Annotated in this window: 16 protein-coding genes; 5 read left to right on the top strand and 11 right to left on the bottom strand. The window is 69.3% G+C overall.

Translation table 11 applies throughout. The features are described 5' to 3' along the window. Positions 1–233: 233 nt before the first annotated feature. Both BLQ49_RS07510 and BLQ49_RS07505 read right to left on the bottom strand, forming a co-directional pair. Complete coding sequence (locus BLQ49_RS07510) at positions 234–2,123, bottom strand: methylmalonyl-CoA mutase family protein (protein ID WP_091714664.1); 1,890 nt, start codon at positions 2,121–2,123, stop codon at positions 234–236. A gap of 305 nt (positions 2,124–2,428) precedes the next feature. Further along, positions 2,429–3,232, bottom strand: coding sequence for an undecaprenyl-diphosphate phosphatase (locus BLQ49_RS07505; RefSeq protein WP_091715118.1), 804 nt, complete (start codon positions 3,230–3,232; stop codon positions 2,429–2,431). 252 nt (positions 3,233–3,484) lie between these two features. Here BLQ49_RS07505 and BLQ49_RS07500 point away from each other — a divergent pair, with 252 nt between their 5' ends. From BLQ49_RS07500 to BLQ49_RS07490, 3 genes are all read left to right on the top strand, one after another. Then, positions 3,485–4,177 (top strand): glutathione S-transferase family protein, encoded by a 693-nt coding sequence (locus BLQ49_RS07500; protein ID WP_091714663.1) that lies wholly within the window; start codon positions 3,485–3,487, stop codon positions 4,175–4,177. Positions 4,178–4,206: 29 nt separating this feature from the next. Further along, positions 4,207–5,400, top strand: coding sequence for a tRNA epoxyqueuosine(34) reductase QueG (gene queG / locus BLQ49_RS07495; RefSeq protein ID WP_091714661.1), 1,194 nt, complete (start codon positions 4,207–4,209; stop codon positions 5,398–5,400). Positions 5,401–5,609: 209 nt separating this feature from the next. Continuing rightward, a complete protein-coding gene (locus BLQ49_RS07490; RefSeq protein ID WP_091714659.1) occupies positions 5,610–6,473 on the top strand; it encodes an SDR family oxidoreductase in 864 nt (287 codons plus the stop codon). On the opposite strand, the gene BLQ49_RS07485 is transcribed toward BLQ49_RS07490, so the two are convergent. From BLQ49_RS07485 to BLQ49_RS30580, 3 genes are read right to left on the bottom strand one after another with little or no spacing between them, the layout of a single operon-like run. Next, entirely contained in the window at positions 6,474–7,298 is an 825-nt protein-coding gene (locus tag BLQ49_RS07485) for a metal ABC transporter permease (RefSeq protein ID WP_091715115.1), read from the bottom strand. Between the two features lie 47 nt (positions 7,299–7,345). Beyond that, complete coding sequence (locus BLQ49_RS07480; protein WP_091714658.1) at positions 7,346–8,152, bottom strand: metal ABC transporter ATP-binding protein; 807 nt, start codon at positions 8,150–8,152, stop codon at positions 7,346–7,348. Continuing rightward, positions 8,149–8,283 (bottom strand): hypothetical protein, encoded by a 135-nt coding sequence (locus BLQ49_RS30580; protein WP_280140949.1) that lies wholly within the window; start codon positions 8,281–8,283, stop codon positions 8,149–8,151. Before BLQ49_RS30580 ends, BLQ49_RS07480 begins: the two co-directional genes overlap by 4 nt. A 122-nt stretch (positions 8,284–8,405) precedes the next feature. Here BLQ49_RS30580 and BLQ49_RS07475 point away from each other — a divergent pair, with 122 nt between their 5' ends. Continuing rightward, a complete protein-coding gene (locus tag BLQ49_RS07475; RefSeq protein ID WP_091714657.1) occupies positions 8,406–8,891 on the top strand; it encodes a Fur family transcriptional regulator in 486 nt (161 codons plus the stop codon). A 16-nt stretch (positions 8,892–8,907) separates the two neighbouring features. Here BLQ49_RS07475 and BLQ49_RS07470 read toward each other — a convergent pair whose 3' ends face one another. Both BLQ49_RS07470 and hmuQ read right to left on the bottom strand, forming a co-directional pair. After that, positions 8,908–10,410, bottom strand: coding sequence for a sugar transferase (locus BLQ49_RS07470; protein WP_091714655.1), 1,503 nt, complete (start codon positions 10,408–10,410; stop codon positions 8,908–8,910). Positions 10,411–10,829: 419 nt separating this feature from the next. After that, positions 10,830–11,177: a heme-degrading protein HmuQ gene (hmuQ, locus tag BLQ49_RS07465; RefSeq protein WP_091714654.1), complete on the bottom strand. Its 348-nt coding sequence runs from the start codon at positions 11,175–11,177 to the stop codon at positions 10,830–10,832. 380 nt (positions 11,178–11,557) lie between these two features. Between hmuQ and BLQ49_RS07460 the strand changes: the two genes are divergently transcribed. Then, positions 11,558–11,965, top strand: a complete 408-nt coding sequence (locus BLQ49_RS07460) for a helix-turn-helix domain-containing protein (RefSeq protein ID WP_091714652.1) — start codon at positions 11,558–11,560, stop codon at positions 11,963–11,965. 430 nt (positions 11,966–12,395) lie between these two features. On the opposite strand, the gene BLQ49_RS07455 is transcribed toward BLQ49_RS07460, so the two are convergent. The 4 genes from BLQ49_RS07455 to cbiE are packed head-to-tail and all read right to left on the bottom strand — an operon-like array spanning position 12,396 to position 16,118. Continuing rightward, a complete protein-coding gene (locus tag BLQ49_RS07455; RefSeq protein ID WP_091714651.1) occupies positions 12,396–13,715 on the bottom strand; it encodes a cobyrinic acid a,c-diamide synthase CobB in 1,320 nt (439 codons plus the stop codon). Beyond that, positions 13,712–14,488, bottom strand: coding sequence for a precorrin-4 C(11)-methyltransferase (gene cobM, locus BLQ49_RS07450; protein WP_091714649.1), 777 nt, complete (start codon positions 14,486–14,488; stop codon positions 13,712–13,714). The genes BLQ49_RS07455 and cobM overlap by 4 nt, the downstream gene beginning before the upstream one ends. Then, on the bottom strand, positions 14,485–14,889 hold the full coding sequence (locus BLQ49_RS07445; protein WP_244507496.1) for a cobalamin biosynthesis protein: 405 nt from the start codon (positions 14,887–14,889) through the stop codon (positions 14,485–14,487). The genes cobM and BLQ49_RS07445 overlap by 4 nt, the downstream gene beginning before the upstream one ends. Beyond that, positions 14,886–16,118: a precorrin-6y C5,15-methyltransferase (decarboxylating) subunit CbiE gene (gene cbiE, locus BLQ49_RS07440; protein WP_091714645.1), complete on the bottom strand. Its 1,233-nt coding sequence runs from the start codon at positions 16,116–16,118 to the stop codon at positions 14,886–14,888. Before cbiE ends, BLQ49_RS07445 begins: the two co-directional genes overlap by 4 nt. Between the last annotated feature and the right edge of the window lie 13 nt (positions 16,119–16,131).

The raw sequence follows: 16,131 nt of genomic DNA, 5'->3' as shown, positions 1-16,131 counted from the left end.
GGCGGTGCGTCGTGACGGCCGTTCCGATCAAGTCCGCCACCCATGCACGATTCGGCTGAAATAGCGGTCAGCCCGATCGCGGCGGTCCGATTCGCTCATCCTGACGCTGCTGCACGTCCCGTCGTAGGGGTTGGGGCAGCGCTTAATGCGAACACGCGGATCCCGGAACAGTGCCGCCGAGGGGCGGCGGCGATCGGGCGCGTCCTGCGGTTTCGGTTCGCGGGAGGATGGCGTCAGGAGGTACGCTGCGGCGACGGCAGTCGCATGGCCGCACGTAGAGCTCCGTTGAGTAGGGTGAGCAGGTCGCAGCCGACGTGCAGGAAGGCCTGCACGCCCGCTTGCTTCAGCGGCTCGGCGAGGTCGGCGGGTTTGCCGGCCAGATAGATGATCCCGGCACCAACCCGGGCCAGCGCCTCCGCGGTTTCGACAGCGCGCTCGGCATAGATTGCGTCGGTGGAGCAGATGCAGGCGAGCGCGGCGCCCGACTCGCGGAACGCGGTTGCCGCAGCCTCGGCATCCGAAAAACCGTCATTCGACAGAGCCTCGATTCCGCCGGCCGCGAAGGCGTTGGCCGCGAAGGTCGCCCGGGCGTTGAACGCCGCCACGCCTCCGAGATTGGCGAGGAAGACGACCGGCCGTCGCCCGGTCTTGGCGTGATAGGCATCCGAGGCATCGCGCAGCGCCTCGAACGGTTCGGCGAGGCGCTGCGACGGCAGGGCATCGCAGGCGACCGTTGAACCAGGGCCGAAATTCGCCCCCCGCGGCACATTGGACCGCGGCACGTCGAGCACCGCGACCGGCTTCTCGGCGAGGTTCGGGAACTCGCTGGCGCCGGTGAGGGCTTCGCGGCGGGTTGCCACGGCCTTTGTGCGCGCCTCGCGGACCACCTCGATCCGCCGCTGCAGCTTGCCGACGCTCAAGGAGGCGACGATGCCGCCCTCGGCCTCGATCGCCTGGAACGCTGCCCAGGCGGCCTCGGCGATGTCCGCCGTCAGCGCCTCGAAACCACCCGCACCTGCCGCAGGGTCGCTGACGCGGGCAAGGTGCGATTCCTCGATCAGCACGATCTGGCTGTTGCGGGCCACGCGCCGGGCGAAGGCGTCGGGCAGGCCGAGCGCCTGGGTGTAGGGCAGGACCGCGACGCTGTCGGCGCCGCCCATCCCGGCCGAGGCCGCCGCCATGCCGGTACGGAGGATGTTCACGAACGGGTCGCGCTGGGTCATCATCCGCCACGCTGTCTCGGCGTGGAGCCGCAGCGGCTTCGGCTCCAGTCCGCAGGCCTGCTCGACCCGCGTCCAGAGGCGGCGCATGGCCCGGAACTTCGCCACGGTGACGAACTCGTCCGCGTCGGCCGCCAGCAGCACCGCGATGCGGGAGCGGGCCGACTCCAGATTGTGACCGGCAGCCTCCAGGGCGCGGAGATAGGCCAGCGCCGTGGCGAGCGCGGCACCGAGTTCAGCCGCCTCGCCAGCACCGGCCTCGTGATACGGGCGGCCATCGGCGAGGAAGACCCGGCCGGTGAAGCCCGCGGCCTCCAGTTCCGCCGCCGTGCCGGCCAGCCGCGGGGCGATCTCGCTCCACACGGCGCCCAGGCTCCCGGTCGCCGCCAGCACGCCGACAGGATCGATCCCCAGGTCGATGTCGTAGCTCGACAGATCCTCGCCCCGCCGCTCCGCCAGTGCCTTCACGAACTGAGCCACCTCCAGTCCCCGGCCGCCGGCATCGAGGCGCAGGTTGATCAGGGGCAGCATCACGCCTTTCAGCGCGGCATCGAGATCCTCGACGCTCGCGACGTTCAGACCGTAGCCCCGGGCGCCGGGGGCACCGGCGAAGGCCAGGACGAGGGCGTCCGCGCCACCTTCGAGATCGGTCAGCACCTGGGCATTGGCGGCGGCGACATCCAGGTGATCCACCCGCTGGGCGATCCGCCAGGGCCCCGGCTCGCGCATTGGCTGAGCGGCCGGTTCGGCCGGGCCATAGAGCGGTTCGATCCGCAGGCCGTCCGCCGTCCGAGAGACCAGCCGCTTCTCGAAATCGGCCCCCATGAGGACGCCCTCGACGAGGCCGAGCCACCGCGCCCGGTCTGCGGGCTCGAAAAGGTCGGCGAGCGGTCTGTCTTCCATCGGAGCGTCCCAGAACGCGGCGTCTTGTGCGCCGCTTTCACGGGATTGCCTCGCATGCCGTTCTGCCGCTGGCAATCGCCCGATGGTTGAGGAAAGCTTGAGCTCTGCGTGAGCGGGTTTTGAAGGACGCGGAGTCTTGCTGCCGAGTCTCGAGCCGCTGTGCAGCGACATTCACATATCGCGCTCTGGAACCGCGCCTCCCTTCCCCGCAGAGGGGATGGGGAGACGCGGTGCCGTTCGTGCATATTTCTCAACCGAGATGTGTTGATCCGCCAAGCCCTACCGGGGGCGAACGGATGCTCAGTTCACCCGAAGATGATCAAACCCGCAAAACCCAGCGCCCCGACGATGATCCGCCACCACGCGAACAGCCAGAAGCCGTGCCGGGACACGTAGTCCAGCAGCACCCGCACCACGAACAGCGCCGAGATGAACGAGACGATGAAGCCGATCACGATCAGGCCGACATCGTTGCTCGACAGGTATTTGTAATTGTCCAGCAGGTCCTTGGCGAAGGCGCCCGCCATGGTGGGCATGGCGAGGTAGAACGAGAATTCGGTGGCCGAGCGCTTGTCGGCCCCCATCAGCATCGCGCCCACGATGGTGGCGCCGGAGCGCGACACGCCGGGGATCATGGCGAGACATTGGAAGATGCCGATCTTCAGGTCCATCGGCAGCGAGAAGTCGTAGACGTCTCTCTTGCGCACCTTGAGATCGGTGTCGTCGATGACGAGCAGCACCAGGCCGCCCGCCACCAGGGTCGCGCAGACGATCCACGGGTTGAACAGATACGCCTTGATCAGCTTCGAGAAGAGGCCGCCGATGATTGCCGCGGGCAAGAATGCGACGAGGATGCCGAGCACGAAGCGGCGGGCCTGCGGGTCGTGGGGGCAAGCCTTGGCGATGGCAATGAGGCGGTGGAAGTAGACCGCCAGGATCGCCAGGATCGCGCCGAGCTGGATCAGAACCTCGAAGGTGTTGTTGGGCGAGTGGAAGCCGATGAAGTGGCCGACGAGCAGTTGGTGCCCCGTAGAGGAAACCGGGATGAACTCGGTCGCGCCCTCAACCAGCGCGAGCAGCACTGCCTTGCCGATGCTTGCCAGATCCATCGTGACGCCTTGTGCCGCGAGCGCGCGCCGGCCCATGCCGGGCTTGCCGCGTTATCAGAAGGGTTGGCCGGAGGGTTGGCCTATCAGGATTGACGGGCGGTTACCGATACCGGCTGCGCGTGTTAAGGGCTCGGCAACGGTCGGGCAATAACGCTCGGTCCGAAGTCCTGCGCGCTGAAGACCTGCGCTTCAGGATCCTCGACGAGCGCGGGACCGGCCGCGCTGCCCGACCGAACGTCCCACACGGCCTCGATGGCGACCCTCTATCATTTCCCCTTCTGCGCGAATTCCCGGTTCATCCGTCTCGTGCTCGCCGAGATGGGCATGGAGCCGACGCTGTTCGAGGAACGGCCCTGGGAGCGCCGGGACGACTTCCTGCTGATCAATCCGGCAGGCGTCACCCCCGTGCTGCTGGAGCAGAACGGCCTTGTGGTGCCCGGCGCGGGCGTCATCGCCGAATACCTCGACGAGACCCGCGGGCTCGGCCTCTCCGGGCGGCGCCTGTTGCCGGATGACACGGTGGAACGGGTTGAGGTGCGCCGGCTGCTCGATTGGTTCCTGGTGAAGTTCGAGTCCGAGGTGACGGGCTACCTCGTCAACGAGAAGATCTCGAAGCGCTTCATGTCCAGCCACGCGGGCGGCGGCCCGCCCGACATGAACGCGATCCGGGCGGCGCGGTCGAACGTGCGCTACCATCTCAAATACATCGGCTATCTGATCGCCCGGCGCCGGTGGATCGCGGGCGACAACCTGACCTATGCCGATCTTGCGGCGGCCGCCCACCTCTCCTGCGTCGATTATCTCGGGGACGTACCCTGGGATGAGGACGAGATGGCGCGGAACTGGTACGCCCGGGTCAAGTCGCGGCCCTCGTTCCGGGGCCTGCTCGCCGACCGGGTCGCCGGCATGCCGCCGGCCGCCCACTACGCGGATCTGGATTTCTGAACGCCCGACGGACCTACTTTGGCGCCAACCTGCGCCGCCTCGTCGAGACCCGGGCCCGGGCGCTGGGCTTCTGCGGCCTGCGCGTGACCCGGCCCGACCGGCTGCCTGATCTGCCCGATCGGCTGTCGACCTGGCTCGCCGAGGGAGCCCACGGCACCATGGACTGGATGGAGGAGCGGGCCGATCAGCGCGCCCGCCCGACAGCCCTGTGGCCCGGCCTGCGCAGCATCCTGGTCCTCGCCATGAGCTACCGGCCGGAGCAGGATCCGCTGGCCCTGGTGGCACAGAGGGAGCGCGGCGCCGTCGCGGCTTACGCCCAACGGCGGGACTATCACGAAGTTTTGAAGGGCAAGCTCAAAGAGCTTGGCGGCTATCTTTCGGCCAAGGGCGACGTGCGCGTGAAGGTCTTCTGCGACACCGCCCCGGTGATGGAGAAGACGCTCGCTGAGGCAGCCGGGCTCGGCTGGCAGGGCAAGCACACGGTGCTGATCTCCCGCGATCACGGCAACTGGCTCCTGCTCGGAGCGATCTACACGAGCGCGGAGTTCGAGCCAGATGGGCCGGGCCGAGACCATTGTGGCTCCTGTCGCGCCTGCCTGGACGTCTGCCCGACGGACGCGTTCCCGGCCCCCTACCGCCTCGATGCCCGGCGCTGCATCTCCTACCTGACCATCGAGCATGCCGGCCCGATCCCGGTGGCGTTCCGGCCGGCCATCGGCAACCGGGTGTTCGGCTGCGACGATTGCCTCGCGGTCTGCCCCTGGAACAAGTTCGCCCGCACGGCCGCCGAGACCCGGCTCGCGGCGCGGTCCGATCTGGCGGCACCGCCGCTCGCGGATCTCGCCGCCCTCGACGATGCGGCCTTCCGGGGCCTGTTCGCCGGTACGCCGGTGAAGCGCACCGGCCGAGACCGGTTCCTGCGCAACGTGATGATCGCGGTGGGCAACTCGGGATCGCCCGCGCTTGCCGAGGCGGCGGTGGCGCGGCTGACTGATGCCTCACCGCTCGTGCGCGGCATGGCGGTCTGGGCGTGTGGGCGATTGCTTGAACCGGCGGCCGTCCGCACCCTGCATCGTCGGCACGGACCGGGCGAGGCCGACCTCCACGTCCGTGACGAGTGGCGGACCGCTCTCGGCTTGGCCCATGGCGACTTGGGTTCGAAGCACGTCGCTCATGACGGAGCGCGATGCTCCCCTCTCCCGGGCGGGAGAGGGTTGGGGTGAGGGTCGAGAACGTGCCGGACTGAGCACACCGCCGACGCGCTTACAGGACGCGCCTCGTCCGGACAGTCCTGATCCCTCACCCCAACCCTCTCCCGCTCGGGAGAGGAGACCCGCGCCTCTTCGAAGTGACGGATCAGACCGTCGGGACTTCAAACCTGTGTGGGTGGTCGCGGCTTGACGCGCCCGTGCGTCAGCGAGACATCGGCCGCATGAATCTCTTCGTCTTCGGCCTGGGCTTCACCGGGCGCCGCTTCGCCGAGCGGGCGCGCGACCGGTTTGCGACCGTGCGCGCCACCGTCACCGAGCCCGCCGCGGCCGAGCGGCTCGCGGCCGAGACCGGCTTCGCCATGCGGGCCTTCGGGCCCCAGGCCGATGATCCCCGTATCGCCGCCGACCTCGCCGCCACCGATGTGCTCCTGGTCTCGGCACCCCCCGGGGAGAACGGTGACCCCGTGCTCGCCCGCTACGCTGACGCGATCGCGGCGAGCCGCATCGGCTGGATCGGCTATCTGTCGACCATCGGCGTCTATGGCGACCAGCAGGGTGCCTGGATCGATGAGACCACGCCCGCCAGCCCCCGCAGTGCCCGCTCCAAGATCCGGCTCGACGCGGAGGAGGCTTGGCTGGCCCTCGGCGCCGAGACCGGCAAGGCGGTGCAGATCTTCCGGCTGTCGGGCATCTACGGGCCGGGGCGCAACCCGATCGTCAAGCTGCGCACGGGGCGCTCCCAGCGGATCGTGAAGGCTGGGCAGGTCTTCAACCGCATCCACGTGGACGACATCGCCACGACGCTGCTGGCCTCGATCGACCGGCCCCGGGCGGGGGCGATCTACAACGTCACCGACGATCAGCCGACCGCGCCCCAGACGGTCACGGAGCACGCCGCTGCCCTGACCGGGCTGCCTCTGCCGCCCGAAATCGACTTTGAGACCGCCGACCTGTCGCCGATGGCCCGGAGCTTCTACGGCGAGAACAAGCGCGTGCGGAACCGGCTGATCCGTGAGGAACTTGGCGTCGATCTCGCCTATCCGACCTACCGCGAGGGTCTGGCGGCGCTGAAGGATCAGCCCTGATCAGGCTTCGAGGTGGCGCGGCCGCACGAGGCGGCGGAGTAGCCCGCCGCGCGGCCCTGCGAGCATCGACGCGAGGTAGAGTGCGCCTGCCGCCAGCACGATGGCCGGGCCGCTTGGCAGATCGAACTGGTAGGACAGGCTGAGCCCCGACACGCTCGACAGCGCGGCGATGAGCATTGAGACCGGGATGAGCCTGCCGAGATCGCGGGCCCAGAACCGGGCCGCCACCGCCGGGAGCAGCATCAGTCCGACTGCCAGCAGGGTCCCCAAAGCCTGGAACCCGCCGACGAGGTTGATCACCACCAGGGCCAGGAAGGCGAGGTGGACCGGGCCGCCGCTGCGGCTCACCGTACGCAGGAACAGCGGATCGACGCATTCCATCACCAGCGGCCGGTAGATCACGGCGAGCGCCACCAGGGTCAGCGTGCTGATGCCGCCGAGCAGCCACAGGGCGGCATCGTCCAGCGCCAGGACCGATCCGAACAGGAAGTGCATCAGGTCGATCTGCGAGCCACGCAGGGAGACCAGCAGGACGCCCGCCGCCAGGGAGATCAGGTAGAAGGCCGCGAGGTTTGCGTCCTCCCGCACCGTCGTGGCGCGGGTGACGGCGCCAGCGAGCAGCGCCACTGCGAGGCCCGCGACGAGGCCGCCGAGGGTCATCGCGGGCAGTGACAGGCCAGCGACCAGGAAGCCGACTGCCGCACCGGGCAGGATGGCGTGGCTCATGGCGTCGCTCATGAGGCTCATCCGGCGCAGCGTGAGGAACACGCCCACGGGCGGGGCCGAGACGGATAGCGCGAGACAGCCCGCCAGCGCCCGGCGCATGAAGCCGAACTCCACGAACGGCGCGACCAGGGACCCGAACGGATCGATCACGCGGCGTCCTCGTGGTGGTGATGGCCGTGCGCGCCGTGATCGTGCGCACGCGCCCCGGAGACCCGAGGCCCGGCACAGACCGGCGCGCCCTCGTCCCATGCCTCGGAGAGGTTGCGGGCGCGGGCGAGATTCTCGGCCGTCAGCACCCGGGTGGTCGGCCCCCAGGCAATCGGCTCGCGCGCGAGGAGCAGCGTCGCCGGGAAATGGGCCCGTACCTGCGCGAGATCGTGCAGGGCCGCCACGACCGTACGGCCCTCTTCGTGCCAAGTCCGGATCAGTGCCAGCAGATCTTCGACCGTGCGGGCGTCGATCCCCGTGAAGGGCTCGTCCAGCAGGATGACGGGACAATCCTGAAGAATCAGCCGGGCGAACAGGGCTCGGCGGAATTGCCCACCCGACAGGGTGCCGATCGGCCGTTCCTCGAACCCGTCGAGGCCCACAGTCGCAAGTGCGACTCCGATGGAGTCCCGATGCCGGGTGAGGCTTCGCCACGCGCCGGCCCGCCGCCAGCGGCCCATACCGGCGAGGTCGAGGACGCTCAGCGGGAAGCTGCGGTCGATCTCGTCGGCCTGCGGCATGTAGGCGATGGCGCCGCTCCGCTCGATCCGACCGTCGAGGCAGGGGATCTCCCCCACCATGCCCTTGAGCAGGGTCGACTTGCCGGCCCCGTTCGGCCCGACAAGGGCCAGCAGGTCACCGGCGCGCACGGTCCCGTCGAGGTGGTGGATTGCCGGATGCCGGTCATAGCCCAGCGTCAGGCCGACGAGGCGGATCGGATCCGGACCGTGCGGGCCGGCGCTCATGTCGCGAGCGCCCACGCGATTGCGAGCCACACCAGCGCGGAGACGCCGCCAGCCAGCGCGAGGCGCAGGCCGAGCCCGCTCTGGAACAGGGATTGCCGGGCCGCGCGTCTGGGACTGGAAGGAATGGGCAAGGCGTCCTCGTCGCGCGCGGGCCGGCGCGGGAACCGTGCGGGAGGCTGGTGCGGTCCGGGCTGGCGGTGATACACTGTAACAAACCCGCGGGACAACCTGCGGATCTGTCACGGGAGCCATCATGCACCGCCACGACGGTCACGACGCCTGCTGGACCGATGCCGGGGACATGCTCGCACGGGCGGAAGCCACCTGCCGCGAGCGGGGCCTTCAGTTCACGCCGCTGCGCCGCGAGGTTCTGGAGGCGGTCGCCGGATCCGGAAAGGCTCAGGGCGCCTACGACATCGCCGAGCGCCTCAGCGCGCCGGGCAAGCGCGTGGCGCCGGTCTCGGTCTACCGCGCCCTCGACTTCCTGATGGAGCAGGGGCTTGTGCACCGGATCGCAAGCCGCAACGCCTTCATCCCCTGCGCGCACGAGCACGCCCCGGGGGAGGGCGTCATCTTCCTGATCTGCCGGTCGTGCGGCGCGGTCGATGAGGCGTCCTCGGCGGATGTCGAGGGCGGGCTGGGGCGGACGCTGGAGCGGGCTGGCTTCACCCCGACCCGCAGCATCCTGGAGGTGGAGGGGGATTGCGGCCTCTGCCGTGGGCAGGGCGGCGCGCCCTGACCCGCCGTCCGGTGCTTCAGAACGCGTTCCGGTAGGCCCGGCGCGAGAACAAGGTCTGAATCATGATCTGGATGTCGAACCAGATCGACCAGTTGTCGATGTAGTGCAGGTCGCAGGCGACCCGCCGTTCCATGTCGAGGTCGGTCAGCGTCTCGCCCCGGAAGCCGTTGACCTGGGCCCAGCCGGTGATCCCCGGCCGCACGTTGTGGCGGCGGGCATACAGGGCGATCCGGCGCTCGAAGCTCCGATCGTGCGCGAGGGCATGGGGGCGAGGACCCACCAGCGACATCTCCCCCCGCAGGACGTTGAGAAGCTGAGGCAACTCGTCGAGATTGGTCCGCCGGAGGAACGCGCCCACCCGCGTGATCCGGGTGTCGTTGCGGGTCGCCTGCCGGAAGATTGCATCCTGCTCGGCACGCATCGATCGGAACTTGAACACGCCGAAGGGCTGCTGGTTGAAGCCGTAGCGTTTCTGGCGGAAGAAGATTGGCCCGTGGCTGTCGACCTTGATCGCCAGCGCGATCACGGCGAGCAACGGCGACAGCGCGACCAGCGCGATCGTCGACAGCGTGAGGTCGAGTGCCCGTTTCAGCACGATCTCGCCGACGTTGAGCGGGCGGCGGCCGATATTGATCCCAGAAACGCCGCCGACCCGGGCGACCTGCAGATCGGGGAAGCGGTCGAGCATGGCGCCGGGCCGCAGGTGAAGCGCGGAGGGTACGCGGAGAAACGCGTCGATACAGCGCTCGACCTCGGCATTGTCGGTCCACGGCACCAGCACGAACACATCGTCCGGCCGGAGGAAGCGCACCACCGAGACGGCGAGGTCGAGATCCTCCTGCAACTGATCATGGCGGGCGGCGGTGTCGGCACCCGGATCGACACGGCGCAGGTAGCTGGTGCCGATGATCCGCAGACCCAGACGGTCGACCGCGTTGCTGGCGTAAAAGCGCGCGATATCCTCCTCGTAACCCACGAGGTGGACGCGGCTGACCGAAGCCGATCCGGCCGTCAGGCGTTGCCGAATGAGGCGGACCATCGCCGCCCGCGTCAGGATCAGAGCCGGCAATCCAGTGATGAATGCGCCCAGGGAAACAAGACGCGAATAATCATTGGTGGTCTTGGTCATGAAGCTGACCACCAGCACAGCGGCCCAGGCCACCAACCAGAGGGAGGTAACGCGCTGGAAATTCGGCTTCTGGGCGATGACCTTGTCGAGGCTGTATTCCGCCCGCAAGGCGTTCGTGGCGATGATGACAAGGCCGAGCAGGGCCGCGAGCCGCAGACCACGCGCACTGCCCGCGCCGACAGCCCCATCCTGGTAGATGAGTTCGTAGGCGAATTCCATGCACAGGGTGACCCCGAGGATCGCCACGAGGTCGGTCGCGGCCAGCGCGGACGACAGGGCAATCCGGGCTGCTGCACGTCCGCGATGGGGCAGCAGCGCCGACCAGACGCTGCGGCGCTCGGCCGAACTCGGCAGAAGCTGGAACGATTCCGGAAGCCGTTCGTGAAACATCTGACGCGCCACGTCCCGTCTTGATCGGACTTTGTACCAGTCTGAAACATGTAGAGTTTCAGTGCCGGCCTGTACCGTTGACGGAGCAAGCGGCGCGCCCGCAGGATCAGGAACGCAATCCGGGGGGCGCGCTTTCGTTTAGTGCGCGTTGCCGTGCGCGGCAATAAATAATTAACCCTTATCCGCTGTCTGCCACATTTTGGCAGCCAGTAGTATCGATACGTATTTTCCGCGCGTGACAAGTCGCAATTCTGGCGCGTCGAGTCAGCGTGATGATACAACTGAAGGGGATAGGGAGCAGGCTTGCTCCGGGCACTTCACCGAAAGGGTTTGTGCCCGGGTCTGCGTTCGGCTACGCCGCCGGTGCGCACGGATCCGACGCGTTTCAAAGTCATCGCGGACCCGGCGGCGGGGTCCGCTCAGGCGGCGTCGGTCTGTCCCTCGGCGTCGGCCGATCCGCCCAGGGTCTGAATGGCCTCGAAGCCTTCGAATTGCGGATGGCCCAGGTAGAGCGGCTTGGTCGAGGGAACGCGGCCATGCGCCTTCCGGAACTGTTCGGATCGCGTCCAGGCCTCGAAATCAGTGCGCGACCGCCAGATCGTGTGGGACGCGTAGAGAACGTGGTCCTCGTACTCCGGTCCGCGCAGCAGGTGGAATTCCACGAAACCCGGCATCTCGCCGAGGTGGCTGTCCCGACCGAGCCATACGGCCTCGAAATCTGCGGTCGCGTCTTTGACAACCTTGAAGCGATTCATCGCGACGAACATGTGCCTCTCCTCTGGTTCCGTGACCCTGTTAGCGTTTCAGCCGCCCAAGCGTCCCCCCGCGCGGCTACAGGGCGCACCCAGAGATCGCGAAGACTTGAGCGACCGACATTTGAGCAACAATGTTGCAAAGTTGTGTGTGCTTAAACTAGAACGTGTAATATTTGACTTGCGAAGCTTGACAACTTGGTGTCCTACTGCGGCGCGGTAGATGTGTATCACGGACCGGCATCTCGCCTTCAGCGACCTTCCAGCTGTATGGGCACCTTTTACGGTCTTGGACGTAGGGGCGGACGGTGAAGCGGCGCGACGGCGAGGCCAAAACACCGCGTTCGCAGGAGGACGCAGTCACCCCCGTGGAAAAGGATATACCCGGTCAGTCGATGCCGAAACAGACCACCGATGTGGATCGCCTTGTCGGTATCCGGATCACGGCCCTGCGGAAAGCGCGGGGCATGAGCCAGACGGCGCTGGGCAACGCGGTCGGCGTGACCTTCCAGCAGGTGCAGAAATACGAGAAGGGGCAGAACCGTGTCGGGGCCGGTCGGCTGCGTGAGATCGCACGGCTCCTAGAGGTTCCGGTCTCGGCCTTCTTCGAGGAGAACGAGCCGCGCGCGAATGCGCAGGAGGACGTCTTCGGGTTCCTGAGCGGCCATGGCGCCATCGAGCTGCTGCGCGCCTACGCGCAGATCGAGGACGAGCAGATGCGCCGCGATGTCCTGGCTCTTGTTCGCAGCGCTGCACGGCTTGCGCAGGCACGCGACGCAGCTCCCCCGACCGAGCCTGCCTGAGACGCAGGCCCAGTTCGAGACGTGCTCCGAGCCGTGCTCGATCGCATCGCGGCCGGTGCACGACAGACTCGAAGCCTCCGACCGGCTGTACAGCTCACTCCCTGAACCTTCGGCAGCGGAGGCCTCGGAAGGGACCTCAAGAGTCCACTGAAATCCCTGGAGTCCTTCTTGAAGGCTCGCTGCGCTCCTACCCTGGGAAGACGTGGCGCGGTGAAAGCGATCGAGCGCTGGCTAGTGCCGTGCTTATCGCAACCGCGCGTTGCTCTGAATCCGGGTTGTGCCGGGTTCCTCCGCGCCGAAGCGGTGTCCCCGTGGCAGGGGGAGAGCGCTAGAACCGCACCCGATCGGCTTGCAATCTGGCACGACCCTAAGCCTTGGCTTTAACGCGCCCTCTTGCGCCAAACCGGTATCCCCGTCGGCGGAGAGCGCTCTAGGCGGGATCCGCGGCGATGTAATGGAAGAAGCTCCCCGTCACGGTGCCGATCCGGTGCCCGGCGAAGCCGAGATCGGACCCTTCCGCGTCCGTCACCTGGGCCAGGGCAGTCGGCGCGGGGGCGGCCGGCGAGAGTTCGCTGGCGTAGTGGAATTCGTGACCGATCAGCCGCGCGCCGCGCCGTCCGAGCAGACCGTCCCCGCACAGGCGCGCGACCCGATACCCGAGATGGAGCTTCCGCCGGCGATACGACGTCGCCACCGGCAGCAGGCCCGCCATGGCGTGCGTCGTTCCCTCGGCATCCTCCAGCGTGTCGCCGAGGACCATGTAGCCGCCGCACTCGCCGTGCACCGGGCGGGTGGCCGCGAAAGCCCGCAGGCCCGACAGGAATCGATCAGCGCCGGCCAGTCGGCCCGCATGCAATTCGGGGTAGCCGCCCGGCAGCCAGCACACGTCACAGCCATCCGGCGGCGCTTCGTCCGACAGGGGGGAGAACGGGATCAGCTCGGCGCCCGCCATGCGCCAGCCGGCTTCAAGATGCGGGTAGAGGAAGCTGAAGGCCGCGTCCTGGGCCACCGCGATGCGTTGGCCCGGAGGCATGGGAAGCGCCCCCCCAGAGGCCGGCATGGCGCCACCCGCCCCTGCGATGATGGCGTCGAGGTCGATCCCCGCCACCGCAAGATCGGCAAGCCGGTCGAGGCGCGCCTCCAAGTCGGCTGTCTCGCCGGCCTGAACGAGGCCGAGATGGCGCTCTGGCAGGACGAGCTGCGCGTCGCGCATCAGCGCGCCGAGCACTGGAAGCCCGACCCGCGCCATCCCGGCCTCCACGAGGCGGCGGTGTCGCGCACTCGCCACCTTGTTCAGGATGACGCCGGCGATCCGCACCCGTGGATCGTAGAGCTTGCAGCCCAGCGCCACCGCGGCGGCCGATTGAGCCGCGCCGGAGACATCCACCACCAGCACCACCGGCCAACCGTAGCGCGCCGCGATGTCGGCGTTGGCCCCGGTCCGGCTCTCCGCGGCCCGGACCCCGTCGAACAGACCCATGGAGCCTTCGGCGATCACGATGTCGGCATCGTCCGTCGTCGCGCGGGCCAGGGCATCGAGCAGGGGCGGCGCCATGGCGAAGCTGTCGAGGTTGAAGCTCGGCCGACCCGTCGCTGCCTGATGGAACGCTGGATCGATGTAGTCCGGGCCGCACTTGGCGGGGCGCACGCGCAGGCCCCTTCGGGTCAGAGCCCGCATGAGGGCGAGCGTCACCGTGGTCTTGCCCGAGCTTGAGCGCGGTGCCGCCACGAGGAGACCGGGAGCACTCACGTCCGCCCGCCCGCTGTGCCACCAGGCCGGTAGCGCCGGTCGTAGTCGGGTGCGTAGAGGGCACTCTCGCGAAATGTCTCGGCGCCGAGCGCCGGGCCGACCAGGATCAGGGCCGTGCGTTCGAGTCCGGCTTCCGCGACCCGCGCCGGCAGGGTGGCGAGGTCGGCCGTCAGCACCTGCTCGTCGGGCCAAGATGCGCGGAATACCGCCGCCGCCGGACAGGACGGCCCGTAGAACGGGATCAGCTCGGCCGCGACCCGCTCGACCACGTGGATCGAGAGGTGAATCGCCAGCGTCGCGCCCGTCGCCGCGAAGGCCGTCAGGGTCTCGCGGTCCGGCATGGCGCTGGCCCGGCCGGAGGTGCGGGTGAGGACCACGGATTGCGCCACGCCGGGCACGGTCAGCTCCCGCCGCAGCAGTGCCGCCGCCGCCGCGAAGGCCGGGACGCCGGGCGTCACCGTGTAGGGGATGCCCAACGCGTCGAGCCGGCGCATCTGCTCGGCCAGCGCGCTCCAGATGGACAGATCCCCCGAATGCAGCCGCGCCACGTCCTGGCCGGCGGCGTGGGCGGCCGCGATTTCCGCCACGATGGCGTCGAGGTCGAGCGGCGCGGTGTCGACGATCCGCGCGCCGGGCGGGCACCAGCCGAGGATCTCCGGGGCTACCAGGGAACCGGCATAGAGGCAGACCGGGCAGGCCGCGATGCGGTCCCGGCCGCGTAGGGTGATGAGGTCTGCCGCGCCGGGGCCGGCGCCGATGAAATGCACGGTCATGCTGCGGGCGCCGTGGTCTGGCGGACGGCCAGCGCGCAGGTGGCGCCGCCGCTCGCGATCCGGGGGAGGGCGAGGCGACTCCCCGGACCGGCCGCCGCCAGGGCAGCGGCCTCGGCCAGGGAGCCTATCCCGCGAAGATGCTCGATCCGGGCGGAGCGGGTAACGAGTTCGGCGTCCCGGGCGGTCAGCGCCTCCGGGGCGACGGGGCAGGGGGCCAGATCGAAGCGCGCCGCCGCCTCGGCGAGTGCTGGCTCCGCGGCCCGGTCGGCGGCGGTGGCAACCGCGATCAGATCGCCGTACGCGGCGCCGAGCTCACCGAGCGCGCGCGCGATCAGCGCCGCGATCTCGTCCGCATCTGTGCCGCGGCGGAAGCCGATGCCGGCGACGAGGGGGCCGGTCATGGCTTGGTCCAGGCCCATTGGGTCACCGGCATGGCGGGCCGCCAGCCATGCAGGCCGCCCACCGGGCTCGCCCGGTCCACGGAGAAGCGCCGCAAGCTGCCGCCCTGTGCCGCGAAGGCAGCGAGCAGGGTGGCCTCGCCTTCGAGGGTCACCGCGTTGGCGACACAATGCCCGCCCGGCCGGAGGGCCTCCAGGGCCGTCGGCAGGACGCCGGGCTCCGAGACGCCGCCGCCGATGAACACCGCATCGGGTTCGGGCAGGCCGACCAGCGCGTCCGGTGCCGCGCCGGTCACAACGGTGAGGTCCGGGGCGCCGAGGGCCTCGGCATTGCGCCGGATGCGCTCTGCCCGCTCGGGCCGCGCTTCGATGGCGGTGGCGCGCAGGCTTGGATGACGCAGCATCCACTCGATGGAAACTGATCCCGCGCCGCCCCCGATATCCCACAGGTGCAGACCCGGATGGGGCCGCAAGGCCGCGAGGGTCAGCGCCCGGATCTCGGCCTTGGTGAGCTGCCCGTCATTCTCGAACAGGGTATCGTCGAGGCCCGGCGCCAAGGGCAGCGCGTGGCCCGCCCCGGCGATCGCGATCGCCACGGTATTCAGCGGATCGATTCCGTCGATGGCGAAGGCGTCGGCGCGCGTCGTCCGAACGCGCTCGCGCGGGCCGCCCATCGCCTCCAGCACCGTCAGCGTGGACGCGCCGAAGCCGCGCTCGGCCAGCAGGCTGGCCAACGCCGCCGGCGTGGATGCGTCCCACGACAAGGCCAGGAGCCGCGCCCCTGGCTGGAGATGGGGGACGATCCGAGCGAGCGCCCGGCCATGGAGGGTGACGAGGCCGCATTCCGCCAGCGGCCAGCCGAGGCGCGCGCAAGCGAGGCTGAACGCAGAGGGCTGCGGGAAAGCGCGGATCTCGGCCGCTGGCACGAGCCGGGCGATTTCGGCGCCGATGCCGTAATGGAACGGATCGCCGGTCGCCAGGATGCAGGTGGGCGCGCCGCGGCGGGCGAGGATATCCGGATAGGCCGCATGGATCGGGCTCGGCCAGAGCCGCGTCTCGGCGTCGAGGGGGCCGGCCAGCGCGAAATGACGCCGGCCGCCATAGACGACGCGGGCGGCATCGAGCGCAGCGGCCGCAGCGGGCGCGAGGCCGGACCGCCCATCCTCGCCGATGCCGACAATGGACAGCCAGCGCCCGGCCGCGGGCGGGCTCGACAGGGGTTCACCGCTCATGGACAAAGCTCCC

Origin of the sequence: Methylobacterium phyllostachyos (assembly GCF_900103445.1) — a bacterium.
In the GTDB taxonomy this organism is placed as follows: Bacteria; Pseudomonadota; Alphaproteobacteria; order Rhizobiales; family Beijerinckiaceae; genus Methylobacterium; species Methylobacterium phyllostachyos.
This window is presented reverse-complemented; position numbering and strand designations above follow the sequence as displayed.

Bases quoted from the DNA above. Each gene is read 5' to 3' on its own strand.
- BLQ49_RS07510 (WP_091714664.1), bottom strand. From the start codon at position 2,123: ATGGAAGACAGACCGCTCGCCGACCTTTTCGAGCCCGCAGACCGGGCG.
- BLQ49_RS07505 (WP_091715118.1), bottom strand. From the start codon at position 3,232: ATGGATCTGGCAAGCATCGGCAAGGCAGTGCTGCTCGCGCTGGTTGAG.
- BLQ49_RS07500 (WP_091714663.1), top strand. From the start codon at position 3,485: ATGGCGACCCTCTATCATTTCCCCTTCTGCGCGAATTCCCGGTTCATC.
- BLQ49_RS07490 (WP_091714659.1), top strand. From the start codon at position 5,610: ATGAATCTCTTCGTCTTCGGCCTGGGCTTCACCGGGCGCCGCTTCGCC.
- BLQ49_RS07485 (WP_091715115.1), bottom strand. From the start codon at position 7,298: ATGCGCCGGGCGCTGGCGGGCTGTCTCGCGCTATCCGTCTCGGCCCCG.
- BLQ49_RS07480 (WP_091714658.1), bottom strand. From the start codon at position 8,152: ATGAGCGCCGGCCCGCACGGTCCGGATCCGATCCGCCTCGTCGGCCTG.
- BLQ49_RS07475 (WP_091714657.1), top strand. From the start codon at position 8,406: ATGCACCGCCACGACGGTCACGACGCCTGCTGGACCGATGCCGGGGAC.
- BLQ49_RS07470 (WP_091714655.1), bottom strand. From the start codon at position 10,410: ATGTTTCACGAACGGCTTCCGGAATCGTTCCAGCTTCTGCCGAGTTCG.
- hmuQ (WP_091714654.1), bottom strand. From the start codon at position 11,177: ATGTTCGTCGCGATGAATCGCTTCAAGGTTGTCAAAGACGCGACCGCA.
- BLQ49_RS07460 (WP_091714652.1), top strand. From the start codon at position 11,558: ATGCCGAAACAGACCACCGATGTGGATCGCCTTGTCGGTATCCGGATC.
- cobM (WP_091714649.1), bottom strand. From the start codon at position 14,488: ATGACCGTGCATTTCATCGGCGCCGGCCCCGGCGCGGCAGACCTCATC.
- BLQ49_RS07445 (WP_244507496.1), bottom strand. From the start codon at position 14,889: ATGACCGGCCCCCTCGTCGCCGGCATCGGCTTCCGCCGCGGCACAGAT.
- cbiE (WP_091714645.1), bottom strand. From the start codon at position 16,118: ATGAGCGGTGAACCCCTGTCGAGCCCGCCCGCGGCCGGGCGCTGGCTG.